This is a genomic window from Vibrio fujianensis (assembly GCF_002749895.1).
GTDB classification, from domain to species: Bacteria; Pseudomonadota; Gammaproteobacteria; order Enterobacterales; family Vibrionaceae; genus Vibrio; species Vibrio fujianensis.
Map to the genome: position 1 here is coordinate 29,383 of NZ_NBUS01000032.1, position 2,013 is coordinate 31,395.

Here is a 2,013-nt window from a genome sequence, read left to right on the forward strand (position 1 = left end):
TATCATCATTGCGTTGCTATCATTATTTGTATCTGAATGGGTAAACCGACGTATGCAACGTCGTTTAGGAGTACATAGCGCATGAATTCGTTGCATATTCAAGTGAATAAACAGCTTGGGTCGATGGCACTGAGTGTCGATTTACATTTACCCGCAACCGGCATAACCGCTATTTTTGGTCGTTCTGGCTCTGGAAAAACTTCATTAATTAATTTAATTAGTGGGTTAACCACTCCCGATGATGGACAAATTGAGCTTCCTCATCGGGTCTTGTTTCATGCTCAGCAAAAAATAAATGTGCCAGTTGAAAAAAGAAAAATTGGTTATGTATTTCAAGATGCGCGATTATTTCCTCACTACCGCGTTCGTGGCAACTTACTCTATGGTGTCACTGACAACGACCCTGCCTATTTCCACCAAGTCGTACAACTTTTAGCATTACAACCATTATTAGAACGTTATCCCCATGCTTTATCTGGTGGCGAGAAACAACGTGTTTCTATTGGGCGAGCCTTACTAAGTAAACCGGATTTGTTATTGATGGATGAGCCGTTGGCTTCGCTTGATATTCCTCGCAAGCGTGAAGTGATGCCTTTTCTGGAACAATTGACACTATCGGTTAATATTCCTGTTTTATACGTTACCCATAGTATGAATGAGGTTTTACGCCTTGCTGATTATTTAGTGGTTTTAGACAACGGACAAGAATTAATTTCAGGGCCGGTTGAACCGGTTTGGTCGTCTGCTGTGATGCGGCCTTGGCAAGCCTTTAGTGAACAAAGTACCTTACTCTCGGGTTATATTGCTCAGCACCAAACAGAATATGGTTTGAGTTGTATTATGCTGGCCGATGACGTGGGGATCTGGGTACAACAGGTTGACGGTGAGCTTAATGCCGCCATTCGATTAAAAATACGAGCCACGGATGTGTCCGTCACATTACAAAAGCCGCAGAAAACCTCTATTCGTAATATATTACCTGCGAAGGTAAGGGCTATTGAGCACCTCCAACAGGGAGAAAATAGAAAAAGTGTGGCGTTGCAATTGGCGTTAGCGGAAAACTGTTTTTTATGGTCAACGATTACGGAGTGGGCATTAGACGATCTACAACTTAGCGTAGGATCATCGGTTTATGCTCAGATCAAGGGGGTGAGCGTCGCTCAGCGAGATATTACTTTGAGCCATTGTTAACCGATTCCGTATAGTATAAATGTGTCCGTATAGTATAAATGTGACTTTTTACCAGCAGTAAGAAGAATCGGTGGATTTATATACGAATATCTAGCAGGCTACCGATCATGGCCTGCTCTCGCTGAATGACACTGGTTCCGACACGATGGTATTGCTGAGCCTGATTGAGGTTAACCATGGCTTGGGTATTATCAACCGGAGCTGGTGCTTTTTTTTCGATTGGTTGATCATCAACCTGATTAAAAGAGAGTGGGCTTGGCTTAGCGTTTTCTGCTTGGTTTTTTTGAATATCCAGTGCGGCTTCTTCAGCCATCTTGGACGATTGCTGAATGATGGGATATCCAGAAGAAATGGCTGAAATAGACATCGTTTTTCTCCGCACTGTTTAATTAATCTTATGTCTATCTTCCTTGATGTGCAAGGTTAACCACAGCAAAGAACGTCAAAAGTGCTTTAGTGTCATAACGTGGATGCTTCGAGAGGATTGAGAGGCATCCATGTACATCAGTTGACTCGAACCGCAAACTTACTGGCTAATGAATGCAGCTCTGGTAGCATTCGGTAAATAAGATGCAACTGCTGCAGCACCATGCGTGCCGAGCTATCATCTTCTTCTCGCCATTCAGCCAATCTTGTCTCAAGATTCATTTCGTCAATATTACGAGTGTCACATTCGTCACAATGATTGAATAATTGCTGGTACAGTATGTCTAAGTGTTGGTGGATCACGCGATGAGAATCCAGTACTAATTGATGGATCTGTTCATCATCGATCCTTGTCCGGTGGGCACCCAAAGCGGAGACATAACTTAATAGCGCGTG

2 protein-coding genes and 2 pseudogenes are annotated in these 2,013 nt (G+C 43.0%); 2 read left to right on the forward strand and 2 right to left on the reverse strand.

Features of this window, described 5'->3' with window-relative positions:
- Both B7C60_RS17455 and modC read left to right on the forward strand, forming a co-directional pair.
- Positions 1-85 (forward strand): annotated as a pseudogene (locus B7C60_RS17455) (molybdate ABC transporter permease subunit); the annotation flags it as partial.
- Entirely contained in the window at positions 82-1,191 is a 1,110-nt protein-coding gene (gene modC / locus B7C60_RS01485) for a molybdenum ABC transporter ATP-binding protein ModC (RefSeq protein WP_099610126.1), read from the forward strand. The pseudogene B7C60_RS17455 and the gene modC, both read left to right, overlap by 4 nt.
- A gap of 76 nt (positions 1,192-1,267) precedes the next feature.
- On the opposite strand, the gene B7C60_RS01490 is transcribed toward modC, so the two are convergent.
- Positions 1,268-1,558 carry a hypothetical protein gene (locus tag B7C60_RS01490; protein WP_099610127.1) on the reverse strand — a complete coding sequence of 97 codons (291 nt, stop codon included), beginning with the start codon at positions 1,556-1,558 and terminating at the stop codon, positions 1,268-1,270.
- Positions 1,559-1,695: 137 nt separating this feature from the next.
- Positions 1,696-2,013, reverse strand: a pseudogene (locus B7C60_RS17460) (YccS family putative transporter); the annotation flags it as partial.

Bases quoted from the DNA above. Each gene is read 5' to 3' on its own strand.
- modC (WP_099610126.1), top strand. From the start codon at position 82: ATGAATTCGTTGCATATTCAAGTGAATAAACAGCTTGGGTCGATGGCA.
- B7C60_RS01490 (WP_099610127.1), bottom strand. From the start codon at position 1,558: ATGTCTATTTCAGCCATTTCTTCTGGATATCCCATCATTCAGCAATCG.